Origin of the sequence: Paraclostridium sp. AKS73 (genome assembly GCF_025671395.1) — a bacterium.
Taxonomy (GTDB): domain Bacteria; phylum Bacillota; class Clostridia; order Peptostreptococcales; family Peptostreptococcaceae; genus Paraclostridium; species Paraclostridium benzoelyticum.
Genome location: NZ_JAIXHU010000001.1, coordinates 38,265 through 57,274 on the forward strand (window position 1 = coordinate 38,265; position 19,010 = coordinate 57,274).

Below are 19,010 nucleotides of genomic sequence, written 5' to 3' on the forward strand. Positions count from 1 at the left end.
TAATTATATTTATTTTAAAAGGAGGGTGATATTAAAAATGAATATGGAAGTTGAAATATTAAAGTATGTACAATCTTTTAATAATCCAATATTAGATACGATATTTTTAATAATAACTATGAGCACAGAGATACCTATTATTTTAGTATTAGCTTCAATTCTATACTGGTGTATAAATAAAAAGTATGGAGCAAGATTACTTTTTGCATTAACAGGAAATATAGCATTAAATACTGGAGTAAAAGAGTATTTTAAATCTCCAAGACCAATAGGTGTTGAAGGAATTGAATCTATGAGAACATCAACTGCAACAGGGTATTCATTTCCAAGTGGTCATACTCAAATAGGAACTACTTTTTGGGTTAGTATAATGAATATATTAAAAATAAGTATATGTATTTATTTGGTACAATAATGTTTATATGTATAGGGTTATCAAGATTATATTTAGGTGTCCATTGGCCTGTTGACGTATTATTTGGATGGTTTTTCGGAATATTTTTCACTATTATATGCAATTGTATAATAATAAAAATTGAAGAAAGTCAAAAGTATAGTTATTTTATGATAATAGTAATCCCTATGATATTAGGTATATTTATTGTAAATAGTATAGAGTACATAAAAATGTCAGGACTATTAAGTGGATTTATTGTTGGTTATATAATAGAAAGACAATGTATAAATTTTAAAGTAGATGTTAGCTTAAAGTCTAAAATATTTAGATATATATTTGGATTGTTAAGTTTAGGGGCAGTATATGCTATTTTAAAATTAATCATGCCTCAAAACTATATAGGTAGTTATTTAAGGTATTTTATATTGATGGTATATGCAATGGCAGGAGCGCCATATTTATTCGATAAAATTTGGAAGGAATGATAAATTTGAAAAAGTAGTTGTAATAGGTGGAGGAGCAGCAGGGATGATAGCAGCTTCAACTGCAGCTAGTATGGGTAATGATGTTACTTTACTAGAGAAAAATGATAGACTAGGCAAAAAATTGCTTATAACAGGAAAAGGAAGATGCAATATAACTAATGATTGTGATATTGAAGAGCTTATTGAAAATATACCTACTAATGGAAAATTTTTATATAGTTCATTTTATACATTTACAAATGATCAAGTCATAGATATGTTTAATTCTCTTGGAGTAAAAACTAAGACTGAAAGAGGAAAAAGAGTTTTTCCAGAGAGTGATAAAGCTAAGGATGTTGTTGTTGCACTAGAAAAACAATTAAAACAAAATAATGTAAAAATTGTTATGAATGCATCAGTTGATAAGATAGAAGTAAAAGATGGAAACGTCAAAGGTGTTGTTCTAAAAGATAAAAAGATTATAAACTGTGATTGTGTAATAGTTTCAACTGGAGGAATGAGTTATCCAAGAACAGGTTCAACAGGTGATGGATATAAATTTGCAAAAAATTTAGGACATACTATAGTGAAACCTATACCATCTTTAATTGGACTTGAAACTATGGAAGATGTTTATGAGTTAAATAAGCTATCTCTTAGAAATGTTTCTATAAAAGTAATGGATAAGAAAGGGAAAAATATCTTTGAAGATTTTGGAGAAATGGAATTTAATGAATTTGGAATAGATGGGCCTATAATAAAATCAGCAAGTTGCAGAATGAAATCTTTTGAAAATGAAACATATAAGATTTATTTAGATTTAAAACCAGCTTTAAGTGAAGAAACTTTGGATAAGAGAATTCAAAAGGATTTTAAAAAATATACTAATAAAAAATTTGAAAATAGTTTAGATGATTTACTACCTAAAAAACTAATACCTTATGTTATTAAACAAAGTAATATAAATAGAGACTTAGTAGTTCATCAAATTTCAAAAGAGCAAAGAAAATATTTAGTCAATTTATTAAAAAACATGGAATTTAATATAAAAAGGTATAGACCTATAGATGAAGCTATAGTAACATCTGGTGGAGTTAAGACAAATGAAATAAATTCATCAACTATGGAGTCAAAGATAGTTAGTGGTTTATTTTTTGCAGGAGAAGTAATAGATGTAGATGGATATACAGGTGGTTTTAATTTACAAATTGCATTTTCAACAGGATATTTAGCAGGTATAAGTTGTTAATATCTCTTTTAATATTTGTAGTAAAAAATAAAAAAATATAAATTTTTAATGTATATAAAAAACTAAGATTGGCATAATAAGAACATGAACAACGAACAAAGTAAATGGAGTAAAGAGTTGTTCATGGTAAATTTGCCACTTAAATAAAACTCCATAAATACTACAAATAAACTAATATAAAGAGAGGTAATCAACATGACAACAAACAATAATAACACTAAAGCAGTACCAGAAGCTAAAGCAGCTTTAAAACAAATGAAATTAGAAATAGCAAATGAATTAGGTATATCTAATTATGACACTGCTGACAAAGGAAATATGACAGCAAGACAAAATGGATATGTTGGTGGATACATGACTAAAAAATTAGTTGAAATGGCAGAACAACAAATGAGTGGACAACAAAGATAGTTAAAGAAAGGAAGGATAAAACCTTCCTTTTTTTATGTTTTAAAAATTATATTTATTAAAAAGATTATAATCTATGAGATTTATTTATTTCAATTTAAGAGTAAAAATAGAAGAGATGGACAAAATATAAATGAAATACATAAAAGGAGGAGTAGTTGTTATGGCAATAAACTTTGAAGAAGTAAAAACTAAATTTATAAATGGAGATTTAGATGAAAAAATAAAAATATATACTACAACTGAAGGTCTTTCGGTTGAACAATTCAGAGAATTACTTAAGTATTATCCAATTCAACATCTTGCTAAGTTAGAAAAAGCTTTAGGATAAATATAAAAGCACTAAGGGAATTACAAACCTTAGTGCTTTTGTATTTTATTAACATAATTATAAATTTTTTCATTACCTAAATCTATTTGCCCAGTGGAAATGTATTTTGAAATATTACTAACGTCATTTTCATTTAAATATTGTTGAGGTATATTAAGTTCAAAACCAGTTTCGTGTAAAAGTTTTTTTAATTGAAGTTGTTGAGTAATTGATGGTTTTAACACTGTTTTTTAATTTTTTTCTTTTTTGAATTACTAATAGTTTCATTTTGATCCTTAATAAGTGTTTGAATATAACTTGTATAGGAAATTTTAAAATCCTCGTCATCAAGTAAATTAGAATTTATAACATCTGTTATTTCTTCGTTAGATAGTATATTTTCAGCAAATTTAGCAGCAGTTAATTTTCCTGTAGTTATACCTTTTTGATATTTTCTTAAAATTTTTTAGTAAAACTATATATTTTACTTCTGGTTTCCAAGTCTAAATCTTCAATAAGCATTAAATCACTCCTTAATTACGTTATATTAACAGTATTAACAAGTATAGGAAATAATATAATTGTAAATATTACAAATATATATAAAGGAGGATGAATTTATGATAAATGGTATTATTAAGCTTTTTTATTCTGAAATAGTTAAATCAAAAATGAAAAGTATGCCAAGTAAAGAATATAATATTAGAGATGAATTTAAAGATATAAGTAATATAGCTATGAAGGTAGACAGCTTTTTTTAGTAGCATTCAAATTAATAATAGGGTTAACTATAATAGTAATATCATTAAGTATTAATATATTATTTGGAGTAGGCAGTATATTGATACTAATTTTATATGGAATTAGTAAACTTCATATTGCAAATCAAATAACAGATCAAGTTAAAGATGGAATGGAAAATATAAAAATAAATTTAGAATGTAGTAGTCAAAGTGTAGTTACAGATAAAATTAAGCAAAAGATAAATGCATTAGTATGTTTATTGTTTATAGGTATATTTTCGAACTTTAACTACATAATCATAGGGTGTTTTATAATAGTTTTTATGTTTACTATAAAAGATATATATAGTAATATTAATAAATAGACTTTTATAAAGAGGGGAGAGAAAACACCTATATGAATTACTACAATGAAAATGACAGACTTAAGCGTGTAGTAGAAATATCAACCTTAGTAACGGAGTCAGATAATTTCTTTGAAATAAAAGATAAAATAGTTGAAAAAATGTTAGATGTAGTTCATCCAGCAAAAGCATGTGTAAATTTATTTTATAAAAATAATTATGAACATGCTTATTTAGTGTGTTCACAAACTCTAAACTATATATCTAAGGTGTTTCCTATAGAGAAGCCAATAGGAGTTAAAATAGATTTTAATCAGTATCCTAAGTATATTCACGAGGCTGTACGAGAGCAAAAAGTAGTTTATGTCAAAAATGTATTTTTAGATGAAAGAGCACTTGATGAGAGGGATTTAGCTACAAATGAAGGATATATAGGGAGAATTGTATTTCCACTTATAGTTCATGATAAAGTGACTGGATTTATGACATGTTTTTTAACTGAAGATGATAAAATTACAGATGATGATATGGACTTTATTTCGTCAGTAGCATCTTTAATAAGTTTATCTATAGAGATAACAAGTAAAAATAATGATATACAAAATCTTATACACAAATTAAGAGGAGCGATATCTTCTATAAATGATGCAACAAAAAAATTATATTTGAACAAAGACATAAAAAGTTTCTTAGACCATTTAAGTAAGCAAGCTTGTAATATAACAAAAAGTAGAGAAGCTGTTATAGTAATACATGGAGCTAATATAAGTGGAAAGAAAAAAGAGCTATCAAGCTTTTATACTTTAGATAAAATTAAACCAGATGTTTATTATACTTTAGACAAACTGATTGACAGCAAAACTGTAGGTTCGTACTCCAATGAAATACATGGTGATGTGGACTTACAAGGAATTCAGACCTATATATATCATAAATTAATAAATAAAAATGATATAGTAGGATATATAGCTTGTACTAATGCAAAAAATTATACTAAAGATGATTTAAATATACTTAGTATACTTGCTAAGCAAGTAGCTGTTGCTATGCAGCTTTACGAGTATAGTAAGAGTGAGGTAAAGCATCAAGTTTTAGAAAATGAACTTAAAGTTTTAAATCAACAACAAAAACTTATAATGAACAAAGGAAATAAAGTATTAGATAACAATAGAGAATTGAGATATTTTCATAAGCCAGCAAAAGTAGTAGGTGGAGATTTCTATCATGTTATAAAGAAAGATGATGGAACTGTTGTAACTATACTAGCTGATGTAATGGGGCATGGTATTGTGTCAAACTATATGGTTGCTATGATAAAGGGTGCATTTAAAGTATTAGCAAAACAATATGATACACCTAGCGAAATAATGGAAAACATAAATCAATTCCTATTTGATGAATTTGATAAAATGGGAGTTTTTACAACTTGTATAATAGGGGTAATAAAAAGTAATGAAAATAAAATGATTGTATCAAATGCAGGACATTACTATCCAATTGGAGTAGATAAAAATCATAAGGCTTCACTTCTAAAATGTAGTAAGGGTATACCAATAGGTATATTAGAAGAAGTAGAATATTCAGATAAAGAAATTGATATATCTAAATATAAAACTGTTTCTTTATACACAGACGGGGTATTAGAAATAAAAAATCATAACAAAGAAGAGTTTGGTGTAGACAGACTAAAAACATTTTTAGAAGAAACTAGTTTTTCAGATCAAGATGATATGGAAACTAGATTGAAATCTAAGTTATGGGAATTTTCAAGAAAAAGTAATTTTGAAGATGATATATTAATTGTTACTCTTAAAGAGCGATAAGGAGATTAATATGAGTGAGGTTTTAATAATAAATGGAAGTCCAAGAAAAAATAAAAACTGTTCACATATAGTAAAATCGATAATTGAAAGTTTGGATGAAAATAAAATAACCTACAAAGTTTTTGATATATATGATATGGATATAGAATATTGCACAGCTTGTGGATTTTGTGAAAAAACAGGGTTTTGTAAATTTAAGGATGATATGACGCCTATGTATGATATGTTTGACAAAGCTAAAGGTGCTATAGTAGTTAGTCCTGTTCACTTTGACTGCATATCTGCAAAGGTTAAAACTTTGGTTGACAGAACACAAGCAATATATGCAAGTAAATATATACTAAAAAACCATCTATTGATAGAAATAAAAAACGAGTTGGTATGTATATTGCCGTTGGAGGTAGTGATCCATATCCATCTCAATTTAAGGGTGGACAGATAGTCATGGATTTTTTCTTTAAAAGTATAAATACTAAGCTATCTTATAATCATTATATAAATAGCAGCGATAGATTAGCTTTTATAGAGAATGAAATTGAAAAGGTACATTTAGAAAAAAATAGAAAATTATGTGAAAGATATAAAAGAGCTTGGTTAAATACAAGCTTTTTTACGCTTAAGTGAATTATGATTACTAAAAATATGTGGATAATCTATAAAATTTAGTTATACCAACATTGTATGTTATGAGCGTAAAAAAGCTTTTTGAGCAACGAACGAAGTCGTTGGCGACATGAGCGAAGCGAATTTTTTACGTATAAACCAAACGAGAGGAGAAATTTATGCTTAGATATATAACAAGTGGAGAGTCACATGGTAAATGTTTGACATCAATAATAGATGGAATTCCGGCCAATGTTAGTTTAAATATAGATGAAATAAACCTAGAGATGAAAAAACGCCAATCTGGATATGGAAGAGGCGGGCGTATGAAAATTGAAAGTGATACTGTTGATATACTTAGCGGGGTTAGGGGGAAAACTACTATTGGAGGACCGATAGCTATACAAATAAAAAATAAAGATTATGAAAATTGGATTAAATATATGAATCCAGTTGAAGATATTGATAGAGAAACTAGAAAAGTTGAACAAGTAAGACCAGGCCATGCAGATTTAATCGGATCTTTAAAGTATAATTTTGATGATGCTAGAAATGTTTTGGAGAGATCTAGTGCTAGAGAAACTGCTAGTAGAGTTGCAGTAGGGGCAATTTGCAAACAGGTTCTAAAAACATTTGACATAGAATTTGCATCACATGTAGTCCAAATTGGAAACGCAAAGGTTGATAAAATATATAACTTTGATTTTATAAAAGATAATGTGGATATAAGTGAAGTTAGATGTATTGACAAAGATATAGAAGAATTGATGATATCAGAAATTGATATGGCTAAATCTGAAAAGGATACATTAGGCGGAATAATTGAGATAAGGGTAAAAAACGTACCTCCTGGATTAGGATCGTATGTCCATTATGATAAAAAAATAGATGCTCACATAGCTATGAATGTAATGAGTATTCAAGCTATAAAAGGGGTAGAAATAGGAATAGGATTTGATGTTGCAAACAATAGAGGATCAAATGTTATGGATGAAATTTTTTATAACGATGAAAAAGGTATATACAGAGAAAGCAATAGATTAGGTGGAATAGAAGGTGGAATGACTACAGGTGATGAAATTGTAGTAAGGTGTGCAATGAAACCAATACCTACACTATACAAACCTCTAAACTCTATAAATATGAAAACATTAGAAAGTTTCCAAGCTACTGTTGAAAGATCAGATACTTGCGCAGTTCCAGCATGCAGTGTTGTATGTGAAAATGTAGTTGCGTTTGTAATTTTACAATTTATGCTAGATAAATTTGGAAAAGATAATATAGAAGATGTAATGAATAACTATAATTCGTATATGAATAGGCTAGGTGATAGAGGATGGAAAAATCTATAAAAATTGAATATGATTATAATGAATTTGAATTAAACTGTAGATACGATAAGTTACTTATAATAACTGATGAAAATGTAAATAGATATCAGTTTGATGAATTTGTAAAGGTATTGAATCATGAGTTTATAGAAGTGTTTATAGTTAAAAGTGGAGAGCTATCTAAAACTTTGGCTGTTTATGAAAATATAATGGAATTTTGCATAACTGTTGGGATAACTAGAAAATCAGCTATAATTGCATTAGGTGGAGGAGTTGTAGGAGATTTAGCTGGATTTATTGCAGCTACGTATATGAGAGGAATTGATTTAATTCAAGTCCCTACAACATTATTAGCTCAAGTTGATTCATCTGTTGGAGGAAAAACAGGTATAAATATAGGAAATATAAAAAATATAATAGGAGCATTTTATCAGCCTAAATTTACATATATAAATGTAAATGCACTAAAAACTTTAAATGAAAGTGAATTTTTAAGTGGGATGGCAGAAGCTTTAAAATACTCATTTATATATGATTATGAATTTTTAAATTACATAATTGAGAATAGTGAAGGTATATTATTGAAAAATCAAGATGTATTGTCTTATATTATAAATAAATGTACATCTATAAAACATGAAGTAGTAAATAAAGATGAAAAAGAAAATGGATTAAGAAAAATTTTAAATTTAGGCCATACATTTGGGCATGGAATTGAAAGACTTTGTGGATTAAGCCATGGGTTTGCTGTTAACATAGGTACAAACATGGCATTTAATTTAGCTTTAGATAAAGGATTTATAGACGCTGAATACTACCAACAATTTTTATACGTATCTAAATTATTAAATATACCTATTTCTATTAAATACCATAATCCAGAAAAAATACTAGACTTGATGAAAAGTGATAAGAAGAACAGCTTTGGAAGTATAAATCTAGTTATACCAGTTGGAAGAGGAAAAGTGGAAGTTTTTGATAATATACAAGAAAGTGAAATATTAGAAGTAATAAAGAGGTGCACTAATGCTTAAAGGAACTGTAGAGTTAATTGGAGACAAATCCATATCTCATAGAGCTATAATGTTTTCATCTATAGCGAAAGGTACTACAAGAATAAAAAATTTTTTAATGGGACAAGATTGTTTAAGTACCATTGATTGTTTTAGAAAAATGGGTGTAAATATAGATATAAATGATAAGGAAGTTATCGTAAAGGGAGTTGGATTGAGAGGGCTAAAAAAGCCTAATGAAATTTTAAATGTTGGAAACTCAGGGACGACGATAAGGCTTATGATGGGGATACTTGCTGGAAATGAATTTGAGTCCACTGTAATAGGGGATGAATCTATAGGTAAAAGGCCTATGAAAAGAGTAACTGACCCGCTAAGATTAATGGGATGTAATATAAAAGGAAATGATGATGCAAATTTTACTCCTATAACTATATATGGTGGAAATTTAAATGGAATTGAGTATAAAATGCCAGTTGCATCTGCTCAAGTAAAATCATCTATAATATTAGCATCTTTATATGCAGATAGTAGTAGTACTATAATTGAAAAATCAAAAAGTAGAAATCATACAGAGATAATGTTAAAGTCATTTGGAGCTGATATAAAATCTACTGACTTAAAAATAGGTGTACAACCTGTAAGGGAGCTTTTTTCAGTAGAAAATATAAATGTAGCAGGAGATATTTCATCAGCGGCGTTTATAATTGCAGCTGCTAGTATAGTTGAAGGTTCAGAAGTTCTTATAAAAAATGTTGGATTAAATGAAACTAGAACAGGAATAATAGATGTATTAGAAGCTATGAATGGAAATTTTGAAATTATAGATAAAAGAGTTGAAAGCGGAGAAGTTGTAGGAGATTTAATCGTAAGATATAGCGACAAATTAATAGGTACAACTATAGATTCAAATTTAATACCTAGATTAATAGATGAAATACCTATAATTGCAATTTTAGCAACTCAAGCTAATGGAACAACAGTAATAAAAGATGCGAAAGAACTTAAAGTAAAAGAAAGTAATAGAATAAAAGCTGTTGTTGATAATTTAAAAAACATGGGAGCAGAAATAGAAGAACTAGAAGATGGCATGGTAATAAAAGGTAAAACAAAATTAAAAGGAGCAAATATAAAAACTTTTAATGACCATAGGATAGCTATGGCATTTTCAGTAGCTTCATTGATTTCAGAAGGTAAATTGAATTTAGATAACACAGCTTGCATAGATATATCTTTTCCGGGATATTTCGATTTAATAAATAATTTATTAAAGTAAAATTAGAATAAAATTTGATTTTATTAGGAATATTATGTATAATTGTATTGCAATATTTTAAAAAACTTAGGAGGACTTTATAAATGAAATTACCAATAGCATTATCAAATAAACACGTTCATTTAAGTCAAGCAGATATAGAGACATTATTTGGAGCAGGTCATCAATTAGTAGAATTCAAGCCATTAAGCCAACCAGGGCAATATGCTTGTGAAGAGAAAGTTGATTTAGTAGGACCTAAAGGAACTATAAAAGGAGTTAGAGTTTTAGGACCAGCTAGACCTAACACACAAGTTGAAATATCTTTAGCAGACGGATTTACTTTAGGAGTTAAAGCTCCAATAAAGGAATCTGGAGATATAGAAGGAACTCCAGGAGTTAAATTAGTTGGGCCAGCAGGTGAAGTAGAATTAACAGAAGGTGTTATAGTTGCATCAAGACATATACATATGAGCTTAGATGACGCAGCTAAATTTGGAGTAAAAGACAAGCAAATAGTAAAAGTTAGAACTTTCGGACCTAGATCTATAGTTTTCGAAAATGTATTAGTAAGAGCTAATGCTAACTTTGCTTTAGAAATGCATGTTGACGTTGAAGAAGGAAATGCAGCAGCTGTTAGAAACGGAGATATGGTAGAGTTAATAGCTGAGTAATATATATAAAAAAAGTATGTGATTTTCACATACTTTTTTGTTTATATGAAATTATTTAAGATTGAATTATAGATATATGTAAATAAGAAACTAAATCAAATCCTATACATACAATAAAGGTTCTATTCACACAAAAACTACTTATCTAATTTTAAGCTATCCAAACTATTTTCCTGAAGATAATCTACTCCATAGCTATACATGCTTTCTAAAACCGGAATAAGTTTCTCCCCACATTCTGTAAGTCCATATTCTACCTTCGGAGGAACTACAGGATATACTTTTCTATAGACTAGGTTATGAGACTCTAAACTTCTCAACTGTTGTGTTAACATTTTTTGAGTTACATCAGGAAGTTTACGTCTTAAATCACTAAATCTAAGAGGATTAGGCATTAAATACCAAAGAATTAATATTTTCCATTTTCCCGAAATAATTTTATGAACTAAGTTTATAGGACACATTTCATACTTATTACATCTTTCATTCATATGACATTTAGAATGATCTTGTACCTCGAGTTGAATTTTCATAATAACCACCTTGAATTATAATAGTATACTTTTGGGTACTATAAAACAAAAAAGTACCTACTTGTTATAAAAAAACTTAATTGGTACTATTATATCATGAATTTCGCAAGCTATCTATTCGTTGGTACCTTAAAATTTTTAATAAAAATATGATACTCTGTAAATTATAATAAGTAAGTGATATATACAAAAAAATGTATATATTTGCTATAATAAAAGAACATTATAAAAATAAAAAGGAGACATATTTATGGATAAAAATATAGCTAAAATGATTGATCATACTATTTTAAAGGCTTTTGCCACAGAAAATGATGTAAAACAATTATGTAAGGAAGCTAAAGAATATAATTTCTTTTCAGTATGTATAAACCCAGCAAATATAGAACTTGCAAAAAAAGAATTAGAAGGATCTAATGTAAAGGTATGTACTGTTATAGGATTCCCTCTAGGGGCAAATACATCAGAAGTAAAAGCTTTTGAAACAGACGATGCTATTAAAAAAGGTGCAGATGAAGTTGATATGGTTATAAACATAGCAGCATTAAAAGATAAAAAGTACGATTATGTACTAGAGGATATAAAAGCTGTTGTAGATGCTTCTAATAAAAGAGCATTAGTGAAAGTAATAATAGAAACATGCTATTTAAATGATGAAGAAAAGAAAATAGCTTGTGAATTATCAGTTAAAGCTGGAGCTGATTATGTAAAAACATCAACTGGTTTTGGAACAGGAGGATCAACTCCTGAAGATATAAAACTTATGAGAGATGTTGTTGGACCTAATATAGGAGTAAAAGCTTCAGGTGGAGTAAGAAATCAAAAAGATGCAAAAGCTGTAATTGAGGCTGGATGCTCTAGAATAGGAGCAAGTGCATCAATTGCAATTGCTAAAGGTGAAGATTCTGAAACGCAAGGATATTAAAAAAATAAATAGCAGAAAAAATGTTTTTAAGTATACAAATAGGGTATATATGTAATATTGAACTTTTAAAGTATACAAAAAACAAAAACATATATTGAATAGAAGGAATTTGTAAGTTAATGTAGAATTTATTACTTAAGAATATCTTAAACTATTCAAAATATTTACTCAATATAGAATACAAAGGACTATTTTGGGAGGAATATACAAGGAGGATACATACTATGGCAAAATTTATGAAAACAGTAGATGGTAACACTGCTGCTGCTCACGTTGCATATGCATTTACAGATGTAGCTGCAATATATCCAATAACTCCATCATCTACGATGGCAGAAGTTGTAGACGAATGGGCTGCACAAGGAAGAAAAAACGTATTTGGACAAAAGGTTAGTGTTGTAGAAATGCAATCAGAAGCAGGAGCTGCAGGAGCATTCCACGGTTCTTTACAAGCTGGAGCATTAACATCAACATTCACTGCATCACAAGGTTTATTACTTATGATACCAAATATGTATAAAGTAGCTGGAGAGTTATTACCTGGAGTATTCCACGTAAGTGCTCGTGCTTTAGCATCACAAGCTTTATCAATATTCGGTGACCACCAAGACGTTATGGCTGCTAGACAAACAGGATGTGTATTATTAGCTTCTGGATCAGTTCAAGAGGTTGCTGATATAGCACCAGTTGCACATTTAGCTGCAATAGAAGGTAGATTACCATTATACATTTCTTTGATGGATTCAGAACATCTCACGAAATACAAAAAGTTGAATTATTAGAAAATGAAGATTATGCTAAATTATTAAATATGGAAGCTGTTCAAGAGTTCAGAAACAGAGCTTTATCACCAAATCATCCTGTAACTCGTGGTACAGCACAAAACCCTGATATATACTTCCAAACAAGAGAAGCTTCAAATAAATATTACAATGATATAGTTGGAATAGTTGACAAATACATGAACCAAATGTCTGAGTTAACTGGAAGAAAACATGGATTATTTGATTACTATGGAGCAGAAGATGCTAAATATGTAATAGTAGCTATGGGATCTGTAACAGAAGCTATAGAAGAAACAATAGATGTATTAAATGCACAAGGAGAAAAGTACGGTTTAGTTAAAGTTCATTTATACAGACCATTCTCAATGCAACACTTTGTAGATGCTATGCCATCAACAGTTGAAAGAATATGTGTATTAGATAGAACTAAAGAGCCAGGAGCAACTGGAGAGCCATTATACTTAGATGTTAAATCAGTATATTATGGAAAAGAAAATGCTCCTATGATAATAGGCGGAAGATATGGATTAGGATCAAAAGATACTGTTCCTACTCATATAAAAACAGTTTATGATAACTTAAAATTAGAAAATCCTAAAGATCAATTTACATTAGGTATAGTTGATGATGTTACTAACACTTCTTTAGAATTATCTGATGAATTAAAAATAGCTCAAAAAGGAACTGTAAGATGTAAGTTCTGGGGATTAGGATCTGATGGTACAGTTGGAGCTAACAAACAAGCTATAAAAATAATAGGAGATAACACTGAAAAGTATGCTCAAGCTTACTTTGCATATGACTCTAAAAAATCTGGTGGTATAACAATGTCTCACTTAAGATTTGGAGATGCTCCTATAAGATCAACTTACTTAATAGATGAAGCTGATTACATTGCTTGTCATAATCAATCATATGTATATCAATATGATTTATTAAAAGGATTAAAGAAAGGTGGAATATTCGTTCTTAACACTATCTGGAATGAAGATGAGTTAAACGAACATTTACCTGCAGCTATGAAAAATTACATGGCTAAAATGATATCCAATTCTATACAGTAAACGGTACTAAATTAGGACAAGAAATAGGACTTGGAAACAGAATAAACATGATAATGCAATCTGCATTCTTCAAGTTAGCTCAAATAATACCAGAAGCTGATGCTATAGAGTACTTAAAAGATTCTATAAAGAAAGCTTACGGTAAAAAAGGTGAAAAAATAGTTAACATGAACTACAAAGCTGTTGATGCAGGTATGAATGCTTTAGTTAAAGTTACTATACCAGCTAACTGGGCAGATGCTAAAGATGATGTTAAAGAAGAAGTTAACGAACCAGCTTTCGTAAAAGATATAGTAAGACCTATGAATGCACAAGAAGGAGATAATTTACCTGTAAGTACATTCAATGGAATAGAAGATGGTACATTCCCAGCTGGACTTGCTGCATATGAGAAGAGAGGGGTAGCAGTAAACGTTCCTGAGTGGATAGTTGATAACTGTATCCAATGTAACCAATGTGCTTATATCTGTCCTCATGCATGTATAAGACCAGTATTAGTTAATGAAGAAGAAATGAAAAATGCTCCAGAAAAATTCGATACTAAGAAAGCTATAGGTAAAGGATTTGAAGGATTACAATACAGAATGCAAGTAAGTCCAATGGACTGTACTGGATGTGGAAACTGTGCTGATGTATGTCCAGCTAAAGAGAAAGCTTTAGTTATGAAACCTCTTGATACTCAAGACGTTGAAGTTGAAAACTGGGCATTTGCAGTTGATACTAAGAAAGTAGCTCCAAAAGGAGATATAATGGCTCCAACAACAGTTAAAGGAAGTCAATTTAGACAACCACTTATGGAGTTCTCAGGAGCTTGTGCTGGATGTGGAGAAACTCCATATCTTAAGTTAGTAACTCAATTATTTGGAGATAGAATGATGATAGCTAATGCTACTGGATGTTCTTCTATATGGGGAGGATCAGCTCCATCAACTCCATACACTGTAAACCATGAAGGTAAAGGTCCATCTTGGGCAAACTCATTATTCGAGGATAATGCAGAGTACGGATTTGGTATGTTCTTAGGTGTTAAACAAATGAGAGCTAAGTTAGTTGAGACTATGGAACAATTAATATCTATGGATATATGTGATGAAGCAAGAACAGCATTCACTAACTGGTTAGAAAATAGAGAAGATAGTGAAGCATCAGCTAAAGCAGCTGAAGAAGTACTTGCAGTATTAGCAAATGCTCATAATATAGAAAATGCTGAAATAAAAGCTTTAGTAGCTGAAATAGAATCTAGAAAAGATTACTTAGCTAAGAGATCTCAATGGATACTAGGAGGAGATGGATGGGCTTATGACATCGGTTACGGTGGATTAGATCACGTTCTTGCTTCTGGTGAAAATGTAAATGTATTAGTATTTGATACAGAGATATACTCTAATACTGGAGGTCAAGCTTCTAAGTCAACTCCAGTTGCAGCAATGGCTAAATTCGCAGCAGCAGGTAAGAGATCTAAAAAGAAAGATTTAGGTATGATGGCTATGTCTTATGGAAACGTATATGTAGCACAAGTTGGTATGGGTGCAGATAAGAACCAATTAATAAAAGCTGTAGTAGAAGCTGAAAAATATGATGGACCATCATTAATAATAGCTTACTCACCATGTATATCTCATGGATTAAAAGAAGGTATGGGAAGAGCTCAAGCTAACATAGAGCAAGCTGTTAAGTGTGGATACTGGCATTTATACAGATTCAACCCAACTTTAAAAGCTGAAGGTAAGAACCCATTCACATTAGACTCTAAAGAGCCAACTGAAAGCTTCAGAGACTTCTTAATGAAACAAGTAAGATATTCTGCTATAGCTAAACAATTCCCAGATGTAGCTGATGAATTATTTGAAATGGCAGAAGAAAATGCAAAAGATAGATACGAAGGTTACAAGAGATTAGCTGAACAAAACTAATCTAGTATATAAATAGAGAGGATTTTATCCTCTCTATTTTATTTTGCATTTTTTGCAATAAAAATAGCATACTAGACAATTTCTATTTTTATGATATTGTTATATAATAATATAGTTATAAATTCTAACTGCTAAACTTGATTAATAAGTTAAGTATTCAAGCATAGCGAATTTTTTATTGAAGGAAGGTTAAATTTATGTTACTAAAAGAAGTAATAAAAGGCTTAGATATTTTAGATACTAAAGGAAGTTTAGATATTGAAATAGATAACATACAATATGATTCTAGAAAAGTAGGAAAGAATGACCTATTTATATGCGTTAAAGGATTTACAGTTGATGGACACAAATTTATAGATATGGCTATAGAAAAAGGTGCCAAGGCATTTTTAGTTCAAGAAGATATCCAAAGAGATGGAGTAACTTTCATAAAAGTTAAAAACACTAGAGAAGATATGGCTAAAGTTGCAGATAATTTCTACAATCATCCAAGTCAAAGATTTGATGTTATAGGAGTTACGGGAACTAATGGAAAAACTAGTATAACTACATTTTTAAATGAAATACTAACATCAGCTGATAATAAAGTAGGATTAATAGGAACTATAAAAATATCTGATGGAGATAAAGAAATTGAATCAAATTCAACAACTCCAGAAAGCAGAGATTTACAAGATTACTTCGATCAAATGATAAATAATGGATGTAAGTATTGTGCTATGGAAGTTTCATCTCATGCATTAGCATTAAACAGAGTGGCTCAAACTAAGTATAAGGTTGGGGTATTCACTAACTTAACTCCAGACCACTTAGACTTTCACAAGGATTTAGAAGATTATAGAAATGCTAAAGAGAAATTATTCTATATGACAACTAATGCTAATGTTATAAATATAGATGATGAAGGCGGAAAAGTTATATATAAAAATATAAAAAACTTAGATACAAAATGCTACACTTATGCTATAGATCACGAGGCTGATTTTATGGCTAAAGACATAAAAATAGAATCTAGAGGAGTATCGTATAAACTTGTAACTCCAACTTATGAAGAAGATATATTTGTTCCGGTTCCTGGTAAATTCACGGTTTATAATACTCTAGCGGTTATAGCTGCATGTTATGCACTTGAAATTCCTAAAGAAATAGTTCTAAATGGATTAAAAAATACAGGTGGAGTAGCAGGAAGATTTGAAGCTATATCTAATGAAACTGGAATAAGTGTTATAGTAGATTATGCTCATACTCCAGATGCATTAGAAAATGTAATCAAAACAGCTAGAGAGTTTGTTAAAAATAGGATAATAACAGTATTTGGATGTGGAGGAGATAGAGATACAACTAAAAGACCTTTAATGGGAAATATTGCTCAAAAACTTTCAGATATATGTATAGTAACATCAGATAATCCAAGAACAGAAGATCCAGAACTTATAATAAATGATATATTAGAAGGATTAGATAAATCTAAAGAAAATTATAAAGTTGTTATAGATAGAAAAGAAGCTATAAAAGAAGCTATAGAAATAGCGCAAAAAGGTGATGTAATACTAATTGCAGGTAAAGGGCATGAAAATTACCAAATAATCGGTAAAGTTAAACATCACTTTGATGATAAAGAAATAGCTAACGAGTTTTTACAAAATAAATAAGGTTTAAAATAGTGGGGCGCTCAGGTGAATATATAAGTTTTGCTCCTAAAGCTGGAAAGATGCTTTAAAAGTCGTTAAATCTTATATATTCAATCTTCGCTAATCTGGTTTAAAAACTTATTTTTAAATTTAAGGGATCTGTAATTACTAAAAAGAGCAATTAGATTAAAAATTGTTCTTTTTATATTTTTTGTATTAATATCTACGTAAAATTATACAAAGATATAATGCACAAATAGAAAATTAGTTAAATTTGAACAAAATAAAAAGAGTGAGTATATTTTAGCTACATTTCAAGCATTTTTTCAGCTTGTGTAGCAAAATATATTCACTCTTTTTACATTTTATTAAACGTTAAATCTGAATAATATAACATCTCCGTCTTTAACTATATATTCTTTACCTTCAAGTCTAACTAAACCTTTATCTTTAGCAGCTGTCATTGTTCCTACATTAACTAAATCATCAAATGCTATAGTTTCCGCTCTTATGAACCCTCTCTCTATATCAGAGTGTATCTTACCACCAGCTTGAGGAGCTTTAGTTCCGACCTTTATAGTCCAAGCTCTAACCTCTTGAGGTCCAGCAGTTAAATAAGAAACAAGTCCAAGTAAAGCATATGAAGATTTTATAAGTTTATCAAGTCCAGATTGATCAAGACCTAATGTTTCTAAGAACTCTTTCTTTTCTTCCTCAGTGTCAAGTTCTGCTATTTCAGCTTCTATTTGAGCACATACAACAACAACTTCAGCATCTTCAGTTGATGCGAATTCTCTAACTCTATTTACATATTCATTGTTTTGAGCTTCATCAGCTAAATCATCTTCACTTACGTTAGTAGCATATATAACTGGTTTAGAAGTAAGTAAGTTTAATGAGTTAACAAATGCTTGTTGATCTTCAGTAAACTCCATAGTTCTAACACATTTACTATCTTCTAAAGTAGCCATTATTTCTTTTAAGAACTCAAGCTCTGAAGCTAAAGATTTATCTGCTTTAGCAGCTTTTTGAGTCTTTTGAATTCTTCTTTCTAATATTTCTATATCAGAGAATATTAATTCTAAGTTTATAGTTTCTATATCTCTTAAAGGATCTACTGAACCATCAACGTGAACAACGTTAGGATCTTCGAAACATCTAACAACATGTACTATTGCATCAACTTCTCTTATGTGAGATAAGAATTTATTTCCAAGACCTTCACCTTTAGAGGCACCTCTAACTAAACCAGCTATATCACAAAATTCTATAGCTGTAGGTACAACTTTTTTAGAATCATATAGTTCTTTTAATTTTTCTAATCTTTCGTCCGGCACAGCCACAACACCTACGTTTGGCTCTATTGTACAGAAAGGGTAGTTAGCAGATTCAGCACCTGCTTGAGTTATCGCATTAAATAGTGTACTTTTACCTACGTTTGGTAAACCAACTATACCTAATTTCATATTGTATCTTCCTCTCTTCTTAAGTCTTATATTTATTTTAATTTAGACATACATTCTAATTATACATCATATATATTAG

The 19,010-nt window shown here is 29.4% G+C and carries 21 protein-coding genes and 1 pseudogene; 19 read left to right on the plus strand and 3 right to left on the minus strand.

What is annotated here, in order from left to right; genetic code table 11:
- Window positions 1–37 precede the first annotated feature (37 nt).
- From LEQ07_RS00215 to LEQ07_RS00235, 5 genes are all read left to right on the plus strand, one after another.
- A complete protein-coding gene (locus LEQ07_RS00215; protein WP_263329120.1) occupies window positions 38–415 on the plus strand; it encodes a phosphatase PAP2 family protein in 378 nt (125 codons plus the stop codon).
- On the plus strand, window positions 394–882 hold the full coding sequence (locus LEQ07_RS00220; RefSeq protein ID WP_263329122.1) for a phosphatase PAP2 family protein: 489 nt from the start codon (window positions 394–396) through the stop codon (window positions 880–882). Before LEQ07_RS00215 ends, LEQ07_RS00220 begins: the two co-directional genes overlap by 22 nt.
- Complete coding sequence (locus tag LEQ07_RS00225; RefSeq protein ID WP_263329124.1) at window positions 833–2,110, plus strand: NAD(P)/FAD-dependent oxidoreductase; 1,278 nt, start codon at window positions 833–835, stop codon at window positions 2,108–2,110. The genes LEQ07_RS00220 and LEQ07_RS00225 overlap by 50 nt, the downstream gene beginning before the upstream one ends.
- A gap of 195 nt (window positions 2,111–2,305) precedes the next feature.
- Window positions 2,306–2,521 (plus strand): alpha/beta-type small acid-soluble spore protein, encoded by a 216-nt coding sequence (locus tag LEQ07_RS00230; protein WP_046823334.1) that lies wholly within the window; start codon window positions 2,306–2,308, stop codon window positions 2,519–2,521.
- 130 nt (window positions 2,522–2,651) lie between these two features.
- Window positions 2,652–2,849, plus strand: a complete 198-nt coding sequence (locus LEQ07_RS00235) for a hypothetical protein (protein ID WP_152650805.1) — start codon at window positions 2,652–2,654, stop codon at window positions 2,847–2,849.
- 29 nt (window positions 2,850–2,878) lie between these two features.
- On the opposite strand, the gene LEQ07_RS00240 is transcribed toward LEQ07_RS00235, so the two are convergent.
- Complete coding sequence (locus LEQ07_RS00240; protein ID WP_263329128.1) at window positions 2,879–3,073, minus strand: hypothetical protein; 195 nt, start codon at window positions 3,071–3,073, stop codon at window positions 2,879–2,881.
- Between the two features lie 375 nt (window positions 3,074–3,448).
- Here LEQ07_RS00240 and LEQ07_RS00245 point away from each other — a divergent pair, with 375 nt between their 5' ends.
- The 9 genes from LEQ07_RS00245 to pduL all read left to right on the plus strand — a co-directional run bounded on the left by LEQ07_RS00245 (window position 3,449) and on the right by pduL (window position 10,614).
- Window positions 3,449–3,589, plus strand: coding sequence for a hypothetical protein (locus LEQ07_RS00245; protein WP_263329130.1), 141 nt, complete (start codon window positions 3,449–3,451; stop codon window positions 3,587–3,589).
- A gap of 80 nt (window positions 3,590–3,669) precedes the next feature.
- Complete coding sequence (locus LEQ07_RS00250; RefSeq protein ID WP_263329131.1) at window positions 3,670–3,936, plus strand: hypothetical protein; 267 nt, start codon at window positions 3,670–3,672, stop codon at window positions 3,934–3,936.
- A gap of 32 nt (window positions 3,937–3,968) precedes the next feature.
- Window positions 3,969–5,738 (plus strand): SpoIIE family protein phosphatase, encoded by a 1,770-nt coding sequence (locus LEQ07_RS00255; RefSeq protein WP_046823331.1) that lies wholly within the window; start codon window positions 3,969–3,971, stop codon window positions 5,736–5,738.
- A gap of 10 nt (window positions 5,739–5,748) precedes the next feature.
- A complete protein-coding gene (locus LEQ07_RS00260; RefSeq protein WP_263329132.1) occupies window positions 5,749–6,180 on the plus strand; it encodes a flavodoxin family protein in 432 nt (143 codons plus the stop codon).
- A 2-nt stretch (window positions 6,181–6,182) separates the two neighbouring features.
- Window positions 6,183–6,362 carry a hypothetical protein gene (locus tag LEQ07_RS00265; RefSeq protein ID WP_263329135.1) on the plus strand — a complete coding sequence of 60 codons (180 nt, stop codon included), beginning with the start codon at window positions 6,183–6,185 and terminating at the stop codon, window positions 6,360–6,362.
- Between the two features lie 158 nt (window positions 6,363–6,520).
- Window positions 6,521–7,693 (plus strand): chorismate synthase, encoded by a 1,173-nt coding sequence (aroC, locus tag LEQ07_RS00270; protein WP_263329136.1) that lies wholly within the window; start codon window positions 6,521–6,523, stop codon window positions 7,691–7,693.
- A complete protein-coding gene (gene aroB / locus LEQ07_RS00275) occupies window positions 7,678–8,706 on the plus strand; it encodes a 3-dehydroquinate synthase (protein ID WP_263329137.1) in 1,029 nt (342 codons plus the stop codon). The genes aroC and aroB overlap by 16 nt, the downstream gene beginning before the upstream one ends.
- The gene (gene aroA, locus LEQ07_RS00280; protein ID WP_046823327.1) at window positions 8,699–9,961 is read left to right on the plus strand and encodes a 3-phosphoshikimate 1-carboxyvinyltransferase; all 1,263 of its coding nucleotides are present in this window, start codon (window positions 8,699–8,701) and stop codon (window positions 9,959–9,961) included. Before aroB ends, aroA begins: the two co-directional genes overlap by 8 nt.
- An 83-nt stretch (window positions 9,962–10,044) precedes the next feature.
- Complete coding sequence (gene pduL, locus LEQ07_RS00285) at window positions 10,045–10,614, plus strand: phosphate propanoyltransferase (RefSeq protein WP_021430061.1); 570 nt, start codon at window positions 10,045–10,047, stop codon at window positions 10,612–10,614.
- Between the two features lie 137 nt (window positions 10,615–10,751).
- Here pduL and LEQ07_RS00290 read toward each other — a convergent pair whose 3' ends face one another.
- Window positions 10,752–11,147 (minus strand): winged helix-turn-helix transcriptional regulator, encoded by a 396-nt coding sequence (locus LEQ07_RS00290; protein ID WP_084822091.1) that lies wholly within the window; start codon window positions 11,145–11,147, stop codon window positions 10,752–10,754.
- A gap of 250 nt (window positions 11,148–11,397) precedes the next feature.
- Between LEQ07_RS00290 and deoC the strand changes: the two genes are divergently transcribed.
- From deoC to LEQ07_RS00305, 5 genes and pseudogenes are all read left to right on the plus strand, one after another.
- Window positions 11,398–12,072 carry a deoxyribose-phosphate aldolase gene (deoC, locus tag LEQ07_RS00295; protein ID WP_263329139.1) on the plus strand — a complete coding sequence of 225 codons (675 nt, stop codon included), beginning with the start codon at window positions 11,398–11,400 and terminating at the stop codon, window positions 12,070–12,072.
- A gap of 329 nt (window positions 12,073–12,401) precedes the next feature.
- Window positions 12,402–13,348, plus strand: a pseudogene (locus LEQ07_RS22740) (pyruvate:ferredoxin (flavodoxin) oxidoreductase); the annotation flags it as partial.
- Between the two features lie 12 nt (window positions 13,349–13,360).
- A complete protein-coding gene (locus tag LEQ07_RS22745) occupies window positions 13,361–13,921 on the plus strand; it encodes a 2-oxoacid:acceptor oxidoreductase family protein (protein ID WP_442952389.1) in 561 nt (186 codons plus the stop codon).
- A 23-nt stretch (window positions 13,922–13,944) separates the two neighbouring features.
- The gene (gene nifJ / locus LEQ07_RS22750; RefSeq protein ID WP_332842819.1) at window positions 13,945–15,834 is read left to right on the plus strand and encodes a pyruvate:ferredoxin (flavodoxin) oxidoreductase; all 1,890 of its coding nucleotides are present in this window, start codon (window positions 13,945–13,947) and stop codon (window positions 15,832–15,834) included.
- Window positions 15,835–16,031: 197 nt separating this feature from the next.
- A complete protein-coding gene (locus LEQ07_RS00305; RefSeq protein WP_263329140.1) occupies window positions 16,032–17,486 on the plus strand; it encodes a UDP-N-acetylmuramoyl-L-alanyl-D-glutamate--2,6-diaminopimelate ligase in 1,455 nt (484 codons plus the stop codon).
- A gap of 347 nt (window positions 17,487–17,833) precedes the next feature.
- Here LEQ07_RS00305 and ychF read toward each other — a convergent pair whose 3' ends face one another.
- Complete coding sequence (gene ychF, locus LEQ07_RS00310; protein WP_046823323.1) at window positions 17,834–18,931, minus strand: redox-regulated ATPase YchF; 1,098 nt, start codon at window positions 18,929–18,931, stop codon at window positions 17,834–17,836.
- Between the last annotated feature and the right edge of the window lie 79 nt (window positions 18,932–19,010).